The sequence below is a fragment of the Aestuariibacter sp. GS-14 genome (assembly GCF_006494365.1).
Lineage (GTDB): Bacteria > Pseudomonadota > Gammaproteobacteria > Enterobacterales > Alteromonadaceae > Alteromonas > Alteromonas mangrovi.
In genome coordinates, this window is the sequence record NZ_VHIP01000013.1 from 105,207 (window position 1) to 126,984 (window position 21,778).

Consider the following 21,778-nt stretch of genomic DNA (forward strand, 5'->3'; position numbering starts at 1 on the left):
CACCTCACAAGATTTATCAAAAGTAAGAGACACTTCCATGAATGTAGTAATGTACGGGATCCCAAATTGTGACACGATTAAAAAGGCCAAAACCTGGCTGGCTGATCACAACGTGGAATTTGAATTTCACGATTACCGCAAACAGGGTGTTCCTCAGGATACGTTGCAGCATGCCCTCAACACTCTGGGATGGGAAACTTTGCTGAACAAACGCGGTACTACCTACAAACAATTGTCAGAAGAACAAAAAGCGTCTGTCTCCGCCGACACGGCTCTGGCCCTGCTAACCGCACATCCGGCAATGATTAAACGTCCTTTATTGTTAGTTGAACAAGATTTCCATGTTGGCTTCAAAGCCCCACAGTATGAAGAGATTTTTGCGTAATGCGTGATGTACTAGCGGTCACTAAAGACCTAATTAACCGTCGCTCGGTCACCCCTGAAGATGCGGGATGTCAGGACATGATGAAAGACTGGCTGGCAGAGCTTGGCTTTAATAACGAAACTATGGTGTTTAACGACACCACCAACCTGTGGTCCCGTCGCGGTACGGATGGCCCGGTGTTCTGTTTTGCCGGCCATACCGATGTGGTACCCAGCGGTCCGGAATCAGCCTGGAAGACACCGCCGTTTACGGCAACCGAGAAAGAAGGTGTGTTATATGGTCGTGGTGCTGCTGACATGAAAGGCAGTCTGGCCGCCATGTTAACCGCAACCCGCCAGTTTGTTACTGACTACCCGGACCATCATGGCAGTATTGCCTTTTTGATCACCAGTGACGAAGAAGGTCCGTTTATAAACGGTACTACGCGCGTAATAGACACCCTTGAAGCGCGTAACGAAAAAATTAAGTGGTGCATTGTGGGCGAACCGTCCAGTACTAATACGGTGGGTGACGTAGTAAAAAATGGCCGTCGCGGCTCTCTCACCGGCGATTTAATCGTAAAAGGCATACAAGGTCATGTAGCCTACCCCCATTTGGCTAAAAACCCGGTACACGATGCCTCACCAGCCTTGGCGGAACTAGCCAGTGCACACTGGGACAACGGCAATGATTTTTTCCCACCTACCAGTTTTCAGATCTCTAACATTCACGCTGGCACGGGCGCAGGTAACGTGATCCCCGGTGAGCTGCATGTTTGCTTTAACTTCCGTTTTTCTACTGAAGTGACCGATCGCGAATTGATTAAACGCGTTGAAGAGGTACTTGCACGTCATAAGCTGGATTACGACATCAAATGGACCTTTAACGGGCAACCGTTTTTAACCGATAAAGGCAACCTGGTTGAAGCAGCCCAAAAAGCCATATTGGCTGAAATGGACTTTAACACAGAGCTTTCCACCGCAGGCGGTACGTCTGATGGTCGTTTTATTGCCCCTACCGGTGCCCAGGTCGTAGAGTTGGGGCCGGTAAACGCCTCCATTCACAAAATTGACGAACACGTGCGCATTCAGGACCTGTATCATCTGGAACGCATTTACTACCGCATTATGGAGCACCTGCTAACGTGATCCATTCCGACGCATGGCTAGGCTTACACAATCCTTATTTGGTTGATGTTGGAAACGGACATCAACTGCATCCTGATGTGGCCAAGGCTTTTACAGCCATGCAGTCTCATGCGGCCATAGACGGACAAGATATACAAATAGTCAGCAGCTACCGTGGATTCCAACGGCAGCTGTCTATTTGGAATCGCAAATGGACAGGTGAGCTGCCATTGCTCGACGAGAACGAACAGCGGCTTGACGTAGCAGCCCTGACTGACGAGCAAAAAGTGTACGCCATACTCACCTGGTCTGCCCTACCCGGTGGTAGCCGTCATCACTGGGGTACCGATTTGGACGTTTTCGATAAATCCGCTGTTGATGCGTGTGGCGGAAAGCTGGATTTGGTGGATGCCGAATACCGTGATGGCGGCCCCTGCTTTGCGTTGGCTTGCTGGATGGGAAATCACCTGGCAGAGCATGGTTTTATGCGTCCGTTTATGCGCAATAATGGCGGCGTTGCCACCGAGTTATGGCATCTGTCTTATGCACCTACAGCGGCAGAATTTGAAGCGCTACGCAATCCTGAGCAGCTTCGGCGATGCATTGAACATGCGGATATGCAGGGTAAGTCTACAGTACTGACCCTGTTTGATGAACTGTACCCAAGGTACGTATTAAATGAAGGCCTGAAGGCATGAATACCTGGTTTATTATTGGCATTGTTGCCCTGGTACTGGGAGTGATTGTGAGCAATATTCTGTTGCTGCGATCCAGCACCAAATTCAACTTGCCACCAAATTACCGCGCGCCGGAAAAAGAGCACGACGACACAGATGACTCTGCGTCATCTGCATTCACAAAAACCAGCGAAGACAACAACGACAAATCAAAAACGTCCTGAAGCACAGCCGCTTGTTAGCGTCTGTGATGCAGTGTTGCCTATTCTGCAGTGACTGCCGTACCGCTGATACTAACCATCAGCATACTGTTTTTATCGCCCAGTACTTCGTAGTCCAGATCAATGCCCACCACGGCATTCGCGCCCATATTGCGGGCTTCCTGCTCCAATTCGCGAAAAGCAATCTGACGCGCTTTGGTTAATTCGTCTTCGTAAGCACCGGCGCGCCCACCCACGATGTCGCGAATAGATGCAAACAGATCTTTAAAAATATTGGCGCCCATAATGGCTTCGCCAATCACAATACCGTGATATTGCTTAATGGTTTTACCCTCAATTGCAGGCGTAGTAGTTAAAATCATGATCAATCCTTAATCGATAACAGCGTTTGAAATTGGCTCACTAACACGTTAGCTTGCTCAGCAGTATACGGTTTTACCGGATACTTTCCCCAAATAGGACCTGGCCAGGCTACGTCAGTATTGAACCGTGCGACATGATGAATATGTAACTGTGACACAACATTGCCTAGTGCGGCAATATTCAGTTTAGCATCAGGATAAGCCTGCAGTATGGCTTTTGCCACCAAACGGCTCTCGTTGCTGTAAGTCTGATAATCAGCATCAGTTAAATCGGTCAGCTCAACCGCACCCGCCACGCGCGGCACCAGAATGAGCCATGGATACTGACTGTCATTCATCAGCAATACCCTGCATAACGGTAAATCCCCTACTACCAGGGTATCAGCAGCCAGTCTGCTATCGAGATTAAACATCCAGTGTCTCCAGTGTCGTGGGTATAACAGTTAACAATGCGCGTTGGCCTATTGCCACATTGGCATTCGGGAACACAATCGCTTCACCGTCCTGCTGGGCTTCGTAGCGGGCACCAGACTCACTGGCCAACAAAGTTCCTGCCTTAAAATCGGTAAAATTCGGTGTGTCATCACCAAAATGCAGCGAAAAGTCGTCTTTGTAACGATTAACAACCTGATTCACTTTATACAGTGTCAGCTTGTCGAGTGATACCATTGGCGCAAAATCGTCTTCGCTAATCAGCTTGATTAGGCTGTCACGCGCATCGGCAAACCTTGACATGTCGTTCTGCCCAAAGGGTTTAACCTGCCCTAACTCCACAGTAAAGCCCCTCGCCTTATGAGCGGCACTGGAGTAATAGCTGAAGGTTGTGGTAGGTGACGACGACAACAAATACGTATTGATGCCACAAGCATGTAAAAAGCCAAATTGTTTCGCGCTGTGATGACGGCCATCATTTAAAAATGGCATCACAACAAACTTCTCGTTTTTGGATTCGCGGATCGCAGTGTGTAAATCGTAATGCAGCTTTTCGTCGGTATCGCCGGCTTCAGCAAAAAACGCTGACACCACCTGTTCCAAATGGGCAGCCCGTTCTTTTTCCGGATTAGAGGGGCCTTTAGCGTGCTCACCACTGAACAGGCGATTCATATTCTCCTCAACAAAGCGCTTTGCAATATTCATTGAAGGCAGATTGCCGAAAATCAGTAACACACGGTGTTTAACAACAATGTTTCCCGTGATCACATCGTCGAGAATATCGGAACATATTTCGATTGGCGCAGTTTCATTACCGTGAATACCGCAGGAATATACGATGTGCTTTAGCCCACTTGGCGAAGGCTGCGCAGGTGTTATCTGCACCACGCCAGGTACAACAATGTGTAGCTGAGTACCGTTGGATAGCGCAATAGTTTGCCCACATGGCAGTAATTCAGGGTTAAAACGGGAAAGGTGTAAAAATTGGCCATTAGCCAGTAACGCTGGTGTCATGTGATTACGTGCAATAAGGAGTAAAAACAGTAGTGTATCGCGTCAGGTTTCGCGAAAAAAGTAGCCACGGCAGTTTTGTGAAATAGGCTAAATTCAGTTGTAGCGAGAAGCTTACAGCCAGTAGCGTTTATACTGCTTTCATCTGGCGATAAGGCGAGTCGCCTACAATGATATCCTGTTGTGCCAGTGCAATAAAAGCCTGATGCGGGATGGCCTTTGAAAACAAATACCCCTGCCCATAGCGAATTCCGATATCACGTAACAGATGTAGTTGTTCAATGGTTTCTACACCTTCTGCGATCACTTCACTTCCCTTAGCCTCGCCGATAATTCTTGCGGCTTCAATGATGGCTTTGTTAATCGAGTTATCGGTTAATTCCATTACGAAGGTCTTGTCGATTTTAAGCGTATTCAGTTCTAAATCGCGAATATATGCCAGATTAGAATACCCTTTGCCAAAATCATCTACGGCGACTTTAATGCCCAGCTGCCGAAGCTCTGCTAACTGCTTTTTCACCATTAACGAGTTAGACACAGCGATGTCTTCGGTTAATTCTAACTCGAGTTGCTTCATATTCACGCCATAGCGATGAGTAAGGCGTTTTAGTGTTGGTATTAACTTGGTATCGTAGAGCTGCGTGGGCGAAATGTTGACCGACAGCGTAATATCGAGTCCATTCGCTTCAAAGCCTACCAGGCCACGAATGGCACTCTCCAGTGTCCAGTAACCGAGTTCATTCATCATGTGGTACGACTCGGCAGCTTCAATGAGCGGCCCGGGAAACAGTAAGCCATCGGTGGGATGATTCCATCGCAACAAACACTCCGCCCCCACAATGCTGAGCGTCGCCAGATCGACTTTTGGCTGGTAGTACAGTTCGAGTTCGTTGCGGGCTAATGCACGCTGTAAATCTGCTTTCAACGCAAGGCTGCGACCGGTTTCGGCTTTGTCGTGCATGCTGAGCAGCGAAAAGTTTTCGTACTTGTTTTCTTTTGCCTGTTTCAGGGCTGCTTCGGCGCGGGATACAAATAAGGTCAGGTCGAAAGCGCCCTGAGATTTACTCACTACCCCCACATTGAAATCAGCGATAAACGCGTGACCATCGTAATACATGGGCGTTTTAAAGTGTTCAACAAGGTATTCGAATTGCTGCTGCAATACCACCGGCGAGTGAATACCCGGCAGGACCACACCAAATACATCGCCGCTAATCCGGCCGAATTCAATGTTATGATGGAACAAACGCTGTAATCGATTGGCAATTTCTAACAGAAACTGATCGCCCACTTCTATACCAAAACTCGTAGTGACATCCGAGAAACGCACCACATCAATCAGCATCAGCGATAGCTGAGTATTGCGCTCGCCGCTCGTCGCAATCTTGTCGATGAATGCGTAGCGGTTTGGAATTGTCGCTAATGTTGTATGAGAAACGGTCATAAAACGCGTTTGGCCTTAAAAAGCTGAATAAACAGTACGTTATTGATTAATGGCTATGGAAACACTGAACTAAAGTCTATGCAAGCACTATTGTGTATTAAAATATATACCCGTGTATTAGTGCCTTGATAGGCGTATTCAACAATTGGCTAAATTGTATAACGTATTGATCTTTAGGAGACTTTATCTTACTGACAAACTCACACCACAAAAATGTTTACACCCCGTTAACAATAAGGCTTAGCGCTGAATTGCCCGAGTGAATAGTTCCTTTTGTACCTGGCTGTGGTAATTCTGAAAACGGGAAAACCGGGAAAATAAGCGCAAGCGATATTCTACCTTTAAATACAAACTGGTCATACCTGAATACTAAAAAAATAAAAAAAGCCGCTATCGGTTTCCCGATAACGGCTTGGTTATTTCTGTAAAACTCAGGCTTTGGTTACCGGGCAGGAGCGCAGTTTCCAAATTCTTTCAACATAATCGTTGATCGAGCGGTCAGAAGTAAACTTACCCATCTTCGCGGTATTGATGATAGCCATACGCGCCCAACGGTCTTTGTCGCGATATGCTTCGTCAACGCGTTTCTGCGCTTCAGAGTAAGCTTCGTAATCTGCCAGTACCAGGTACGGGTCGCCGTGATCAAGCAAGCTTTGTTTAATCGATGACAATGCGCCTGGTTTACCTGGCGTGAAGTAATCGGTTTCCATCCAATCCAGTACCGCTTTGATTTCGGCATTTTTATAGTAGTAGTCGTAAGGTTTGTAACCCGACTTTTTCAGTGCATTCACTTCATCTACCGTTAAACCGAAAATAAAGATGTTGTCTTCGCCCACTTCTTCGGCGATTTCAATGTTTGCACCATCCAGCGTACCAATGGTAATGGCACCATTGAGCGCCAGTTTCATGTTACCGGTGCCCGACGCTTCTTTACCCGCGGTGCTGATTTGCTCAGACACATCCGCTGCCGGAATCATTTTCTCGGCTAAACTTACGCGGTAGTTAGGCAGGAACGCCACTTTCAGTTTCTTGTTTACACGCGGATCATTGTTGATCTTATCGGCCACTTTATTGATAGCGAAAATAATATCTTTCGCCAGCTTATAACCAGGCGCTGCTTTCGCACCGAATATAAAAACGCGCGGGTGCATGTCGTAATCCGGGTTTTCCAGTAAACGACGATACAGCGCCATAATGTGTAACAACGCTAAATGCTGACGCTTGTACTCGTGCAAACGCTTAATCTGCACGTCAAAAATAGCATTAGTATCAACATCCAAATCCAGAGAGCGCTTGATCTCTGCGGCTAACACTTCTTTATTTTGCTGCTTCACCTGCATGAATTGCTTCTGGAACGCTTTGTTATCGGCAAATTTTGCCAGCCCTTCCAGTTGCTTTAAGTCTAATGGCCAGTCTGCCCCAACTTTCTTATCAATCAGTTTAGACAGGGCTGGATTACAGGCTTTTAACCAGCGACGTGGCGTGATCCCGTTTGTGACGTTGGTCAGTTTTCCTGGCCACAGTGCGTCAAATTCCGGGAACAGGTTTTGTTTAACCAGTTTAGAGTGAATTTCCGCAACACCATTTACCGCAAACGAGCCAATTACCGACAGGTTACCCATACGGACCATCTTTTCGTTGCCTTCTTCAATGATCGACAGCTTGGCTTTCACTTCGTTATTGCCAGGCCACTTCTTATCCACCTCTTTCATAAAGCGGTGGTTGATTTCGTAAATGATTTCCAAATGGCGCGGCAGGATTTTTTCAATCATTCGGGCCGGCCATCTTTCCAGCGCTTCAGGCAGCAACGTGTGGTTGGTGTAGGCAAATACCTTGGTACAAATTGCCCAGGCGCTGTCCCAATCCAGTTCGGCACGGTCAACCAGAATACGCATCAGCTCAGGGATTGCGATAGCCGGGTGAGTGTCGTTTAGCTGAATAACAACCTGATCAGTGAAACGGCTCCAGTCATCACCATGGGCGCGTTTGTAACGACGAATAATGTCTTTTAACGAGCAGGCACAGAAGAAGTATTGCTGGATCAAACGCAATTCTTTACCGGCTTCGGTTTCGTCATTCGGGTACAACACTTTTGAAATGGTTTCGGCCTGAACGTTTTCAACCTGCGCGTCTACATAACCACCAGCATTAAATACGTCCCAGTTAAAATACCCCGACGATTTACTCTGCCATAAGCGGAGCACGTTTACGTTTTTACCGCCGTAACCCACTACCGGGATATCCCACGGTACCCCTTTCACAATGTGCCCAGGGTGCCATTCTTTTTGAATACGGCCATTTTCACCGTATTTGGTTTCCACATAACCATACAGAGAAACTTCCTGAATGGATTCAGGACGGCAAATTTCCCATGGGTTGCCGTAATCGCGCCAGCTGTCCGGACGCTCAATTTGCGCACCGCCCTGGATTTCCTGACGGAATAAGCCGTGCTCATAATGAATGCCGTAGCCTATTGCAGGCAGATCCATGGTTGCCAGTGAATCGATAAAGCATGCTGCCAGTCGACCCAAGCCACCATTACCCAGCGCCATGTCTGGCTCTTCTTCCAATACATCACTCAAACTGACACCCAGTTCATTTAATGCGTCATTCGCCACATCAAATAAGCCAAAGTTTTGCAGGTTATTGGAGAGCAGACGTCCCATAAGGAACTCGGCCGAAAAATAGTGAACCGCACGGGTATCGTTTAAATAATGGGTTTTCTGGGTTTTACGCAGCCCTTCCAGCACTTGTTCTTGCATGGCCGCACAAGTGGCTTTCCACCAAGCGTGGCTGTTGGCTTTATTTTCGTCAGTGCCAAGGGTGCAATGCAGGTGTTTTACCACCGACGCTTTAAACGCGCTTTTATTAATGATGATTTCTGGTTCAGGATTTGCTTTTTTGCCGCTCATGGGTGATCTCACTCTATCGGTCAAAGTTTAAACACTTAATGTAATTAACTTACAACTCATAGAGCGAATATAGCAGCACTAAAAAACTTTTTTTGTAATTTTTTTGTTAAAAAACAAAAAATCCAGTACAAACTTTAATCGCTTGACTGGATTTTTACATTTATTTAACAATAATGAATAACGCCGACATAAAAATCAGCTGTTATTTAATGATTTTAGCAACGAGCTGTTCTGCTTCTTTTATCAAATCCTGTAAGTGACTTTCACCATTAAAGCTCTCAGCATATATTTTGTATATTTGCTCTGTGCCCGATGGACGTGCTGCAAACCAACCGTTTTCAGTAGACACTTTCACCCCACCGATGGCAGCATTGTTGCCTGGCGCATGGGTTTGCACATTGGTAATCGCTTCACCAGCCAGCGATTCACTGGTCACCACACTGGCATCCATTGCTGACAATTTGTCTTTCTCTTCCAGGCTGGCCGCCACATCGACACGTTGGTAACAAGGCGCACCAAACTTCGCGGTAAGCGCGTTGTAGTGCTCACCCGGGTCTTTACCGGTAACCGCCAGAATTTCAGCAGCCAGCAAACACATAATAAAGCCGTCTTTATCGGTTGCCCAAGTTTCACCGTTGCGCTGCAGGAAAATCCCACCAGCACTTTCTTCGCCGGCAAAACCCAGTTCACTGTCAGACAGCCCCTGTACAAACCACTTAAAGCCCACCGGCATTTCTGCCAGATCACGGCCCATGCTTTTTACCACGCGGTCGATCATGCTGCTCGATACCAGTGTCTTACCTACTTTTAACGAAGCTGGCCATTCCGGACGATGCTGATAAAGGTAGTTGATAGCAACTGCCAGGTAATGATTGGGATTCATCAGGCCACCGCTCGGACATACAATGCCATGGCGGTCGAAATCGGGATCATTACCCCAGGCGAGATCAAACTTATCTTTTAGTTCGATTAATCCAGCCATGGCATAGGCAGAAGAACAATCCATACGCAATTTGCCGTCTTTGTCGCGACGCATAAAACCAAACTGCGGATCCACTTTAGGATTTACGACTGTGATATCCAGACCATAGTGCGCGGCGATATGCTGCCAGTAGCCTACACCTGCCCCGCCCAACGGATCAGTACCTAATTTGAGACCGGCTTTTGCAATGGCTTTCATATCGACGACTTTTTCTAAGTCGGCAATATAATCCATCATAAAATCGTCTTCACTTACGAACTCAGATGCCATGGCGGTTTTTAAATCAAGCCGTTTAACGTTTTTATTGCCAGCAGCAATTAACGCGTTCGCTCGCAGCTGAATTATTTTGGTTACATCGCTATCTGCCGGACCGCCATGAGGCGGATTATATTTAAATCCACCATCAGAAGGCGGGTTGTGTGACGGGGTAATCACAATACCGTCGGCAAAAGCGTCTGTGCGACCGCGGTTGTAACGAATAATCGTTCGCGAAATAACTGGCGTGGGTGTATAGCCCTTCGACGAATTGTCGGCACGCTGAATCACTACCTTTACATTATTGGCGCTGAGCACTTCAATCGCCGTTATCATGGCAGGCTCAGACAACGCATGCGTGTCTTTACCAATAAACAACGGCCCGGTAATTTGCTGATGCTCGCGGTATTCCGCCAGCGCCTGACAAATGGCAGCAATGTGCATATCGGTAAAGGTCGTATTTGCTGCTGTACCACGGTGACCTGAAGTACCAAAACTCACTGCTTGGGCAGGGTCACTCGGGTCGGGTTGGTAACTGAAATACTGACTAACCAGCAGTGCCACATTAATTAATTGCTCTTCTGCTGCGGCCTTGCCTGCCTCGGGGTGTAACGCCATGAAATTATCCTTTTAACGTTTAAATGAATTACTGCTCAGAAAATGCCTCAGTAATGGATGCCACTACCTTATCGCTATATCCCAGGATCTGCAAAACCTGCGACAACATGGCCAGCTTTTTAGCAGTGTTATTGTTGGTAACTACCCAATAACCGCTTTCTGGGATCGCTTTTGGATTGGTGCTGCTGCCAGTTGCCAGTAACTCTTCTTTACTGGTGGCAAAGTACTTGCGGTTTTTACCTTTTATAGACTCAACCTGTGCAAATTCGACGGGCTGTAATACAAACGCCTGTTGCAGAATATACAGAAACTGATCTACACGCTTATCGAACTGTTTCAATGTTGTTGGATTAACTAACTTGAGCAGTGCGTCATCATCTGCATTTGCAGGCGTTGCAGTTACAACGTTAACAACGGCAGGTATCTCAGTAACAACTTTAGCTTTGGTGGATTTTGCAGGGGCTTTCTTGACGGCAACCGGCGTTGGTGCAGTTTCAGCATTAGGTTGAGTAGCATCGGCTAAATCAGACTCAACTGGCGCAACGACATTCCCGTCTGCGGCAACTATCTCGTCGCCAATTAATAAACGGCGCAGAATTTGCGACGCGCTTTCGCCAATATGCTTGGTTTGACCCGCAATAAAGGCATACAAATCATCATCTATTTCTATTGTTTTCATTATGACTTCCTTCTTTTGGCGCACATTATAATCGACCCCGAAAAGGATCACAGCCCTTTATCAGTACATCTTTTCATCCCATAGCATTTTATACCAATTCGCATAGATGTTTGCCCTCTCAGAGTGATCCCTGAGGGCAAACTGGCAGGCTTTTTAGCGTTGTTACGCTTGCTTGATTTGGAACCACCAAACCTGCGCAACCAAGCCTAGCTAAAAAGCCTGGTAGTTCACCCTCAGGGGGCTGCTGAGTGGGTAAACATCTATGCGAATTGGTATTAGCGCGCCAAGACATAACAACAGGCATGACAAAATGCAGGCAGTGCCTATACTTACGTATTAGTCTGATTACGTTTACGACTATTTTTGCCGGTATACTAAACCGGCAAGTACACAGAGCGTATTGAATAATAAACCAACCCGGAATGGCCAATGCACACAGCACTCTCTCAGGCAATCGCAACACTCAATCAACATATTCTGGGCAAGCCACATCAGATAAAGCTTGCCGTTACCTGTTTGCTGGCCAACGGACATATATTGATTGAGGATTTGCCGGGCATGGGCAAAACCACACTATCTCACGCCTTAGCGAACGTATTTGGACTGGGATTTTCGCGCATTCAGTTTACCTCGGATCTATTACCTGCGGATATGCTTGGCGTGAACATTTATAATTCTCAGCAGCACAGTTTTGAATTTCATGCAGGACCTGTGTTCAGTGAAGTAGTGCTGGCAGACGAAATCAATCGCGCCAGCCCGAAAACACAAAGCGCCTTATTAGAAGCAATGGAAGAAAAACAGGTAAGCATTGATGGAACCACGCACCCATTGCCAGTACCGTTTTTTGTGATCGCCACTCAAAACCCGTCATATCAGGCCGGCACTTACCCGTTGCCGGAGTCTCAATTAGACCGTTTTCTGATGCGTATCAGCCTGGGTTATCCGGATACTGAGGCAGAAAAAGCCATGCTCAGACAGCAAACTCATAGTCAACCGGTAAAGCCGGCTTTAACCGAAACGATCAGTCCGGCACTGTTAACCAACTGGCAACGCAATGTTGAGCAGGTACATGCCAGCGAGCCCATACTGGACTATTTGCTGCGATTGGTTCAGCTAAGCCGGGACAATAGCGAATTTCCCTTTCCCCTTTCGCCAAGAGCCAGTAAAGCGCTGTTAAGAGGCGCCCAGGCCTGGGCTTTTCTTCACAATCGTGATTTCGTGTTGCCCGAAGACATTCAGGCAGTATTTACTGCGATTGCAGAGCACAGATTGCGCGGTAGCCAAACCGATTACCGGGAAGACGGCTTGCTTAGCCAGCGTATTTTGGATCTCACCGACCCACTGGCGGCTTAATCGTGTTTGCCAGGTTGTCTGCGCATTTTCATCAAGTTCATGAACGCTGGTTACGCCGTCGGATCCCGGCCAGTAATCGCTATACCCTGCATTTGAAAAATGTGTTTATTTTTCCCACCCGTTTTGGCATGGGATACCTGCTTACCTGCGTTAGTTTATTTTTATTAGGCACAAATTATCAGAACAACCTGATGCTGTTGCTGTGTCAGTTTTTGCTGTCTGTATTTTTACTCCATCTGTTTATTAGCTACCGTAATTTCACGGCCACCACGTTAGCACTTAATCCCATTTCTCCCGTTGTGGCAGGTGAACACGCGCTGCTTGTTATGCAACTTGAAGACAAACATGCGCAGTTGCCGTTCCACGGCGGCTTGCAAATGACAGTACGCGGCACGTCGCTGACTGCAGTTAATCGAAGGGCAGATCGGGAAAAACAACTCAAACTCTTGTTACCTACCTCAAACCGAGGCGTGTTTACCGTGCCCAGAATCACCATTCAATCTACCTACCCGCTGGGGTTGTTTCGCTGCTGGACGCACCTGGACTTTAACCAACAACTGGTGGTGTTCCCTGCCCCTATTCCATCGTCATTGCGATTAGACAGCAATGATACTGCACAAGGAGACACCAGTGGGCCGACACCTGGCATTGATGAGTTTGAAAGCCTGCGGCAATTCCAGCACGGTGATCCGATGCATCGGATTGCCTGGAAGCAAGCCGCCAAAGGTGGCGAGCTGGCCACTAAAACCTTTACCCAATCGCAACAGGAAAGTGGCTGGTTGAGCCTGGCATTATATCAACATGAACCATTGGAGAAAGCACTGGGCCTGCTGAGTTATCAGGTCAACCGACTCACCCGCCAGCAGCAAACATTTGGCTTAAAGCTGGATAATCAAACCATTGGGCCTGGCAGTGGTGAATTACACAAAATCCAGTGCCTGATGCAACTTGCTCGTTACCGCACAACGGTTACCCCTTATGCAACCAATTGATAAGCCAATACGAAACCAAACCGCCAGCCTGTTGATGGCCGGTGTATTTTGTGTTTTGAGTATCAGCCTGTTTGAACCTTTGCTGTTTTGGGTGTTATTAATTGCTATCTGTGCAACGGTTATGCGTATTGTTATGTATGTTGGCTGGTATCAACCTGTGCCGAGTAGCCGTACCGTAAACTTACTGGGTCTGTTGTGTTGTATTTGTCTGGTGTGGTTCAGCTTCTCTATTGGCTTATTGCTCACCATGGTGAACCTGTTAATACTGGCAGGGGCACTCAAGCTCATGCTGCTGAATGCTCCCAGGGATCTATTTCACCTGTTTTGCACCACGTTATTTGTAATAGGGATGGGATTTACCTTTCACCAATCCTTTGTTATGACGTTGTTTTATGGTGTGTTAACCATTGCGTTATTAGTTGCACTGGCCCGTTACTTTACGCCATCCCAGTCTGTGCTTTGGCATGTAAGGCGGGTGGTAACCATGGGCTTGCAGGCTTTACCTATTGCAATATTACTGTTCCTGATTATCCCCAAGCTCCCGCCTTTATGGAAAATGCCGGTAGCCAAAAGCACCGAAACCGGGCTATCGGATACGGTGTCACCAGGCGATATTGCGTCGCTCACGAAATCGTCCGATCTGGTTTTTCGCGCTACGTTTGAGGGTCCGGTGCCAGAACCTCATGAACGCTACTGGCGGGCTATTACACTAGAGTATTTTGACGGCAAGCAATGGTCGGTGAGCCCACTTCGCAAGCAGGCTCGTCAGCAATACCGATTACTCAATTATGAGTTTGCACCTAAACTCAGCGGCAGTTGGTGGCAATACGAAGTGATTGCCCAGCCAACCAACAAGCACTGGCTTTACGGAATCGATATAGCCGTACCGGCTGACCATGCCAGCGATCAAATGATCTGGCGCGGCGCGGATTACCAGATTCTCAGTGAATCACCGCTATCTACCAGACGGGCATACCGTTTGCGCTCTTATCCTAATGCCGATATGAGTCAAACACTGGAATCTTTGGATCACAGGTTAAACCTGCAGCAACCCGAAATAGACGCATTGAACCCGCGCACCCAGGCTTGGGCAAAAAGCATCGCAGAGCAAAATAACACGCCGGAAGCACGCATTCAGGCAGTATTAAACTTCTTTGTTAGCCAGGGATTTACCTACACGCTCACGCCACCCGCTATGCCAGACCAGCCGGTGGATGATTTTCTGTTTACCCACCAGCAGGGCTTTTGTTCCCACTATGCCAGTGCAATGGCTTATGCGCTGCGTTTAATGGACATTCCTGCAAGAATGGTTGCCGGTTACCACGGCGGCGAAATACTCCAACCGGGTGTACTGAGCGTGTATCAGTACGACGCCCATGCCTGGGTTGAAGCATGGATAGGCCAACGAGGCTGGGTGCGACTGGACCCTACTGCCATCATTGCACCCGATCGTATCCAGTTTGGCATTCAACAAGCGGTGGAAGAAGACGCTTTTCTGGCAAACAACCAGTTAGCCCGCTTAAAGCAATTACCATTTCTGGCTGAGTTACAAACATTCTACAGTTTATTGGATTACCAATGGAGCCGCTGGGTGCTGGGTTTTGATGCCCAGCGCCAGCAAAATTTATTGGCATTATTGTTGGGCAATGTTACCGGTGAAAAAATCATGTATCTGGTACTGGCCATCATGGGGCTCATCAGCCTGCTACTAGCGTTGTACTTTATACCCCACTGGCGCAAACAGCGCATAGCGCCGGTTAAATTCTGGTATAGAAAGGCAGTTTCGGCAGTGTCAGGCTGCACTGGTATAGAGCGTGTCAATCAAGGCCCTCAGGCGTTTGCTGTTCAGGTTCAAGCGCATCTCTCAGAGGTCGACTCGGCAAGCTTTATTAGCCTGAGTAAGCAGTTTATTCAGCTTGAGTATCAACGCGACACAGCTTCACATGAATCAAAGGACTTTGTGCGCAATTGCCGGGCGTTTATCAAACAAATTCGGCGATAGCCCAGTAGCTATGACAATAAACCCGAAGCAGATAACAGAGGAGCAGACGCTCCTCTGGTTTAGCTAAAGAAAACCGGGTTTATTTACTTGCTAGCTGGGCCGCCACCCAATGCACACTTAACTCGGCATACATTGCACTGATTGCAGCTTCAACATTTTTGAGGCGGGCATTCATTACCTGTGAAGCCCTTGCATTCAGCTTAAACAAATCGCTGGCCCCCTTCTCAAACCTTTGCTGTTCCAGCCACGACAGCTCTTCCTTCACCTTGGCATTTTGTTGCTGTAACTCGGCCACCCGTTGAGCCTGTTCCCACTGCACAACGGCTTGCTCAAACTCTTGTCTTAGCTGCTGTTCGGCCAAGGTGAGTTCCAGTTGGCTGGCGGCTAAATCGGCTTCCGCTTTAGATAGCTTGGCTTTTGCTTTGCGGTTGCCCAACGGATAAGAGAACTGCAACGCGACCTTGGTTTCGGTATCGTCCAGATTCGCCGGACCACTGCCAAAATCCTGCGCAACCGCCGCCTTCATGTCGAGTGTGGGCAGCAACTGATTTTTTGCCAGTCGCTGCTCGTTGATAAGCGATTCCACATCGGCAGCGCGTACTTGCAACACTGGATGCTGACGCAGCGCAACACGTAATTGCTGCACAGAAGGCAACGACAGTGCATATGGCCAGTGGATATCGATGTTCTGCAAACCAGCAGAGGTTGCCGAAAATGGCGAGGCCCCCCCCTTGGACTGCCAGAAAAATGCCAGGCTTTGCACTGCCACCTGACGGGATTGCTCCAGTGTCGCCAGCGCAAGCTGCTGTTCCAGAATACTTGCATCGAACTCTGTGAGCGTAACTGCAGGTAAATCGCCATTGTCTACCCGCGCTTGTAAGCCGTCTCGGCGGATTCTGAGTGTATCTATCAAATCATTTACGGTGGCAATTTTCAGGGTGCTTTCATACCATTTCAGGTACTGGCTAAGCCCTTTAAAAATAAAGTCGTTGCGCATGAGCGAAGCTTCTGCCTGCCATTGCGCTATCGCCACCCGTGCGTTGGTTACCGCCGTGCGCCTTGAATCCGTGTCGCGGTTTCGAAGCAACGATAATGCCACACCAATACTTGCCTCACCGCCAGACAGTGTATCCAGTTGCTGTTCATACACCGGGAAATTGCCACCAGCAACCCGGTATTCGGTAAACAATTTGGCGTTCATACCTTCAAGCGGTTTAACTGCCCGCTGTGACACCTGATTACCATTGTAATAGCCTGATAACCGCATGTTGACATCCTGTTCCAGCTTAATGTCGAACTCACTCTCAGCCATGGTTAGCGATGCGTCATATTTCACGCCTTTCTGTTCTATCAAACGCCAATAAGGGTGTGACTGCGTAATGGTTTGAATAAATTCCGGTACACTGGGCACTCGCGCAACCGAACCTTCGATGGTGGATGTTTGCCCAGCAACGTTGCCACAGAACAGGAGCGCCAGCGCGCCCATACCCAAGCGCACACCAAAGTAACGCACGGTCATTTAGCGGCCCCCTGTTCGGTGGTGGACGATTGCGTTTGCTGGGGCGGGAAGTTATTCAACTGTCGCCATAGCTCATATCCCAATCTGACCTCCTCCAATAACACCCAGGCACGCACCCTGCTCCCTAATCGCACTACGTTAGCATTTGGCCAATCGATGTCATTGGGATCGGGTTTTATCCATACCTGGAATGCGCCCATTTGATTGGCGACCGGTTCAACGTATTCAACCTCACCGCCAAAGGTGCCTACCGCTGTATCCGGCCAGCCGCTGAACTGGATCACAGGCCAGCCTTCAAACTGAATACGGGCTTTGGCACCCGGTTTAACCAAGGGCGCATCTAACCCGCTTACCGTAATTTTAACGTACCGGTTTACGCCATCCGGAATAAAGTGCCCCAACACATCGCCAGCTTTAACAAAGGTGGCGGTGCCACCCGCAAACAAACGCACAATGGTACCATCTACCGGCGCGACTTTAGTCAGGGTGTCCTGCCGGGACAACACCATGCTTACGGAATTGATATCGGCCAGCGAACTCGCGGCCTTGGCGCGAAGTGATTCAAGCTGAATTTGAGCTGATTCAACATCGCGCTGAGACACCAGCCCCTGCTGAAGTAAGGTCTTTTGTCTGGCCAGATTCTTTTGCGCATTTTCTACCGCTGTAAGATCGGCTTCATGGCGCTGCCTGGTTGCCGCGAGCTGAGATTGCAGTTTATCAACTCGTTGGGTATCCACGTCAGTAAGCGTTACTATAGGATCGCCCGCTTTTACCTGCATGCCCTCGCGCACATGCCAGGTTTTAATTTGGCCATCCACCAGTGCTGATATGGCTTGCATTCTGCCATTAGGTTCCATGGAATCCACACTGCCCTGACCAAAAGCGGTTTGGATCCAGGGGGTAAACCACAACACAGCACCGGCAATAATCAGCGCCCCCATTATCAGTCCTGTTACTACCTTGTGAGTACGGGGTATCGACTGCTCGGATTCCGACACAATATTCTGAAGAAAACGTTCTGTACTATTCATGATCGTTCTCCGCGTTGTCGTCTTGGCTCACTTGTTTAGCCGGTGAAGCACTGGTAATTTCCAATGTGTCGTGGAGATTTAAGATACCGTCAAACTCCCCTTCTACTGGTGTATTAGTGAAATACAACACCGTCCAGTTCATGCTGTAAATTCGCCGTAGTAGGCGGGCCTTCAGCTCGTTGGGAATGGCGTCGAAGTGCTGATTAATCAGCAGTACCTGAGGGCCGGATAATATCGCAGCAGCCAGTTTTAGTAACAAAAACTCTAACGGCTGTAACGGTGTACCCAAATTCGCTATCCGCGTACCAAGTTTATCGGGAAGCGCGTCAATAACAGCTGTAAGTTCAACCATCTCAAGCGCTTCGCTGATTTTTGCAAAGGTAACACCGGGCGCTGATAATTTTAAAAATTGTTCAATGGTGCACTCAACAATCAACGAGCGATCCAGTGCATAAACTGCCTGACGTAATTCGTATTTGTCATAATCAAACAAATTGTGCTCGCCCAGCGTAATATCGCCCCGAATGGGTTTATCAAAACGCTTTAAAAAACTACCTAGCTGTTTCTGTACCCAGCTTTTCCGCGTTGTAATGAAGTACTTTTTGCCGGCCTGTACGGTAAAATCAATATAGCAGGCATCTTGCTGATGCCGCATGGTTACACGCTTGAATTCCAGTTTAGAACCGTTAGGAACTAGGCTTCCCTCTTCCTCGTGCAAAGCCTCCTGAGGAATAGACAAGGCGCCACCAATTTTCTCAGACGCTCCGTACAGCTCGTAGTAGAGTTTCAGGTACTGTGAAAAGCGCGACAGCCCGAAAAACACCGCAGACATAATTAACTCAGCCGCAACCAACTGACCAATTGAGAGCTGTCCGATTACCACCAGATACCCGCCTATACCCAGTAGCGAGGCGCTGGCTACAGCGTACAGCAGCAGAAAGGTAACGGCTTGCCTAAAGGTAAAGTGAAAGTGTGCTTTGTGCTTTTTAACATAGGATGCAATGTAGTGCTCGGTATTGCGACCCGCATAATCCAAATGATCAGCTGACTTAAAAAATTCATGGGCACTGGCCATATCGTTCAACCATTTTGCCGAATCATACTTCGACTGTGATAATTTAACCGCGGTGCGCTTGGCCTGGTTACCCCATAATTTCCAGATCGCATACATCATAAGTATGATCAGCAGGTTAAACATCAGCAAAAAGGGATGGTAAAACGACACCAGTGTGAAACCCACCACCAGTTGAAGAACCAGCGCAAAACCGTCTACCATGAGCGACGGCACGTTTTTCTGAAACGTCATAATATCGAAGTAACGCTGCGTAATAGTGGTGTTGCGCTGACCATCAAAGAAACTCTGTGGAGCCATCATAGTTTTGGCTGCAAGTTGTGACATTAACCGCACATATACTTTTCGCTCGTAATGCTCCATCACCCGCATTCGCATCGCACTTAGCAAGCCAGAAATCACTAACGTAAACAGCAATACCAAAGACAAGATAACCACCGCCCGTACTGAGCCGATATTGGCAATACTGTTTATCAGCGTCTGAACTGCAATGGGCACCGCAAGTGTAAGAAAGCTGATTGCAACACCGTAGGCTATGGCAACATTGAAAAAGCCAAGTTCAGGTTTGAGTAACGCGACCAGGTGCTGCTTTATTGCTCGTAAATCAATGGATTTTTCCATTTGAATGATTTCACTCCATATCACAATGAGTTGCTACTTTACCTAAACAACAAGTAAGATAAAAACTGATATTTCCTTACTTGTTCATCGAATAATTCTACGTTATGTATAATCTTAACTTTCGTCACCTCTATTATTTTTATCTGGTTGCAAGAGAAGGCAATATTGTAAACGCTGCCAAACTTTTGCATGTAACGCCGCAAACGGTAAGCGGGCAGCTAACTACCTTTGAATCACAAATTGGCTGCCAGTTGTTCGACCGCATCAATAAGCGCTTGTATCTAAACAGCAAAGGCAAAGCAGTGTTTGAACATGCAAGTGAAATATTCCATCGAGGCAATTTGCTTACCGACATCATTCGCAACGATCACGAAGCAAGCCAGCAATCGTTTGCCATAGGGATCACTGATGCTATTCCCAAGGTACTGGCTTATGATTTTTTTGCCAATACCATGCGTGAATATCCACACATAAAATTTCAGTTCAGAGAAGGCAGCTTTGATACGTTGCTGAGCGAGCTGGCAGTCAACCACATCGATTTGGTTATTGCCGATCGCGGCATTGCGCCGGGTACCCAGGTGAGCGCCAACAGTTATTTTTTAGGGGAGTCTCATCTGGCCTTTTTCTCTTCCGACCCCGATATAGCCAAAGGATCCGGATTCCCAGCTTGTCTTGATAATCGAAATTTATTGCTTCCGGGAATCAAATCAGGCATCACTCTGGGCCTGACAACCTGGTTCGAAAGCCAGCACATCTTTCCCCATGTCGTAGCCGAGTTCGACGACAGCGCTTTACTGAAATTATTTGGTAGCGAAGGTTTTGGTGTTTTCTGCGCGCCGTCAGCAATAGCAGAACATGTAGAGCAACAATACCAGGTAATAAAGTGTGGTGAAGTACCTGAAATAAAAGAACGCTTTTATGCCCTCACCGGTAAGAGCCAGGCACAGCATGGAATTGTTAAAGCGGTATTGAACGATGCAAGAGCGCTGCTGGTGTGATGAAACGCTGTCTACACAGGCTCTTGAAAATAAGTCAAAAGCGTTAAATAATCGTTAAACGACATGGAATGTTAAGTTAGGCAGTTTTAGCTGTGCGCTTCGTGTTGTATTTATAACAACAAGAGAAGCCCTGAATGAAAAAAGCCGCCTTTTGCCTGCTACTCTGCCTTGCATATCCTGCTGCACAAGCGGAATCCTGCATGGAAATGTCTGCCAGTGTCAGTGCAGACTATATCAATGAAATCGAGTCCATCCTTAACGACTACAAGTCAAATTTACAGTCGGTGAAAGAAGACTATCTTGTCGTTCAGGCAGATCCCACTGTTAGTTTTGAAATGTTGGTAGATGTATGGCAGGCCCACCATGACTACACCCGCCAGTACAATTTTTATGTAGAAGAGCGCCCTAATACGTTCAGCACTGCTTATCAGTCTGAAAAATGGCAGAAGTTTTGTGAAGATAACTCACTTGAGAGTATAGCTGAGGCCAATGCAGAGAAATTCGAGAAGATAACTGACGAGATTATTGTCAGTCTTGAAAAGCGCGTAGTACTGGAATCTCTTGAGCCTGACGAAGGGCTTGCCGCCATTGCCGCTTATTCCCATGGAGTAGCACCACAAATCACACTGAAAAGTGAGCGATTTTTGGGTGGTTTAATCCGGATTGGTCCTTTGTTTCACAGCCAGCATTTCGAATTAATGAAATTAAAACAGGGCAAATATATCTGGGACCGGGTAAAACTGGGCTGGTCATCTAATGGCACAGCGCCCGTTTATACCTATTTTGATTTTGCCGACAGGGAGTTAAATTTTGAAGTAAACCCTGGGTACTTGAATTTTACCGGCGTATTTGAATTTGATCGCTTGGGAGACAAAGCGGGTGCTGATTTACTCGACCGCCCAGCAATTGTGCTGCAATCCCTGGAACAACAATATCCTTATTTACTTAAACGCCTGGCCTGGTACAACGCCCTTGCTCCCGACGATCCATTTTTAAATTTCTATTACACCAAACGCTACGGCAAGGAGTCAGCCGAATGAAAGCGCAGACCCTGATATTACTTTTTGCTCTCTTTACGGCGCTAGCCACACAAGCAGACGATACAC

General features: G+C 47.6%; 19 protein-coding genes. 9 read left to right on the plus strand and 10 right to left on the minus strand.

Annotated features, from left to right (window positions below; translation table 11 throughout):
- Nucleotides 1-37 precede the first annotated feature (37 nt).
- From FJ444_RS17195 to FJ444_RS17210, 4 genes are read left to right on the plus strand one after another with little or no spacing between them, the layout of a single operon-like run.
- Nucleotides 38-385, plus strand: a complete 348-nt coding sequence (locus FJ444_RS17195) for an ArsC family reductase (protein WP_140960365.1) — start codon at nt 38-40, stop codon at nt 383-385.
- Entirely contained in the window at nt 385-1,512 is a 1,128-nt protein-coding gene (gene dapE / locus FJ444_RS17200) for a succinyl-diaminopimelate desuccinylase (protein WP_140960367.1), read from the plus strand. The genes FJ444_RS17195 and dapE overlap by 1 nt, the downstream gene beginning before the upstream one ends.
- Complete coding sequence (locus tag FJ444_RS17205; protein WP_255439282.1) at nt 1,509-2,189, plus strand: M15 family metallopeptidase; 681 nt, start codon at nt 1,509-1,511, stop codon at nt 2,187-2,189. The genes dapE and FJ444_RS17205 overlap by 4 nt, the downstream gene beginning before the upstream one ends.
- On the plus strand, nt 2,186-2,392 hold the full coding sequence (locus FJ444_RS17210; protein ID WP_140960369.1) for a DUF2897 family protein: 207 nt from the start codon (nt 2,186-2,188) through the stop codon (nt 2,390-2,392). The genes FJ444_RS17205 and FJ444_RS17210 overlap by 4 nt, the downstream gene beginning before the upstream one ends.
- A gap of 38 nt (nt 2,393-2,430) precedes the next feature.
- On the opposite strand, the gene FJ444_RS17215 is transcribed toward FJ444_RS17210, so the two are convergent.
- From FJ444_RS17215 to FJ444_RS17245, 7 genes are all read right to left on the minus strand, one after another.
- Nucleotides 2,431-2,751 (minus strand): heavy metal-binding domain-containing protein, encoded by a 321-nt coding sequence (locus tag FJ444_RS17215; protein ID WP_140960371.1) that lies wholly within the window; start codon nt 2,749-2,751, stop codon nt 2,431-2,433.
- Between the two features lie 2 nt (nt 2,752-2,753).
- Nucleotides 2,754-3,164, minus strand: a complete 411-nt coding sequence (locus FJ444_RS17220; RefSeq protein ID WP_140960373.1) for an HIT domain-containing protein — start codon at nt 3,162-3,164, stop codon at nt 2,754-2,756.
- The gene (gene astE / locus FJ444_RS17225; RefSeq protein ID WP_140960375.1) at nt 3,157-4,197 is read right to left on the minus strand and encodes a succinylglutamate desuccinylase; all 1,041 of its coding nucleotides are present in this window, start codon (nt 4,195-4,197) and stop codon (nt 3,157-3,159) included. Before astE ends, FJ444_RS17220 begins: the two co-directional genes overlap by 8 nt.
- Nucleotides 4,198-4,324: 127 nt before the next feature.
- Nucleotides 4,325-5,638, minus strand: a complete 1,314-nt coding sequence (locus tag FJ444_RS17230; RefSeq protein ID WP_140960377.1) for a bifunctional diguanylate cyclase/phosphodiesterase — start codon at nt 5,636-5,638, stop codon at nt 4,325-4,327.
- 431 nt (nt 5,639-6,069) lie between these two features.
- Complete coding sequence (locus FJ444_RS17235) at nt 6,070-8,550, minus strand: glycogen/starch/alpha-glucan phosphorylase (protein WP_140960379.1); 2,481 nt, start codon at nt 8,548-8,550, stop codon at nt 6,070-6,072.
- Between the two features lie 202 nt (nt 8,551-8,752).
- Nucleotides 8,753-10,405 carry a phosphoglucomutase (alpha-D-glucose-1,6-bisphosphate-dependent) gene (gene pgm, locus FJ444_RS17240; protein ID WP_140960381.1) on the minus strand — a complete coding sequence of 551 codons (1,653 nt, stop codon included), beginning with the start codon at nt 10,403-10,405 and terminating at the stop codon, nt 8,753-8,755.
- 28 nt (nt 10,406-10,433) lie between these two features.
- Entirely contained in the window at nt 10,434-11,084 is a 651-nt protein-coding gene (locus tag FJ444_RS17245; RefSeq protein WP_140960383.1) for a SeqA protein, read from the minus strand.
- 429 nt (nt 11,085-11,513) lie between these two features.
- On the opposite strand from FJ444_RS17245, the gene FJ444_RS17250 reads away from it, so the two are divergent.
- Genes FJ444_RS17250 through FJ444_RS17260 form a run of 3 tightly spaced genes read left to right on the plus strand, consistent with a single transcriptional unit; the run spans nt 11,514 to nt 15,431 of the window.
- The gene (locus FJ444_RS17250; protein WP_140960385.1) at nt 11,514-12,437 is read left to right on the plus strand and encodes a MoxR family ATPase; all 924 of its coding nucleotides are present in this window, start codon (nt 11,514-11,516) and stop codon (nt 12,435-12,437) included.
- A 2-nt stretch (nt 12,438-12,439) separates the two neighbouring features.
- Nucleotides 12,440-13,429 (plus strand): DUF58 domain-containing protein, encoded by a 990-nt coding sequence (locus FJ444_RS17255; RefSeq protein WP_140960386.1) that lies wholly within the window; start codon nt 12,440-12,442, stop codon nt 13,427-13,429.
- Nucleotides 13,416-15,431: a DUF3488 and transglutaminase-like domain-containing protein gene (locus FJ444_RS17260; protein ID WP_140960388.1), complete on the plus strand. Its 2,016-nt coding sequence runs from the start codon at nt 13,416-13,418 to the stop codon at nt 15,429-15,431. The genes FJ444_RS17255 and FJ444_RS17260 overlap by 14 nt, the downstream gene beginning before the upstream one ends.
- Before the next feature lie 79 nt (nt 15,432-15,510).
- Here FJ444_RS17260 and FJ444_RS17265 read toward each other — a convergent pair whose 3' ends face one another.
- From FJ444_RS17265 to FJ444_RS17275, 3 genes are read right to left on the minus strand one after another with little or no spacing between them, the layout of a single operon-like run.
- Entirely contained in the window at nt 15,511-16,950 is a 1,440-nt protein-coding gene (locus tag FJ444_RS17265; protein ID WP_140960390.1) for a TolC family protein, read from the minus strand.
- Nucleotides 16,947-17,981, minus strand: coding sequence for an HlyD family secretion protein (locus FJ444_RS17270; RefSeq protein WP_140960392.1), 1,035 nt, complete (start codon nt 17,979-17,981; stop codon nt 16,947-16,949). The genes FJ444_RS17265 and FJ444_RS17270 overlap by 4 nt, the downstream gene beginning before the upstream one ends.
- Nucleotides 17,974-19,674 (minus strand): ABC transporter ATP-binding protein, encoded by a 1,701-nt coding sequence (locus FJ444_RS17275; RefSeq protein ID WP_140960457.1) that lies wholly within the window; start codon nt 19,672-19,674, stop codon nt 17,974-17,976. The genes FJ444_RS17270 and FJ444_RS17275 overlap by 8 nt, the downstream gene beginning before the upstream one ends.
- 104 nt (nt 19,675-19,778) lie before the next feature.
- On the opposite strand from FJ444_RS17275, the gene FJ444_RS17280 reads away from it, so the two are divergent.
- Nucleotides 19,779-20,672 (plus strand): LysR family transcriptional regulator, encoded by an 894-nt coding sequence (locus FJ444_RS17280; protein ID WP_140960394.1) that lies wholly within the window; start codon nt 19,779-19,781, stop codon nt 20,670-20,672.
- Between the two features lie 134 nt (nt 20,673-20,806).
- Entirely contained in the window at nt 20,807-21,712 is a 906-nt protein-coding gene (locus FJ444_RS17285) for a hypothetical protein (protein WP_140960396.1), read from the plus strand.
- The last annotated feature ends 66 nt before the right edge of the window (nt 21,713-21,778 follow it).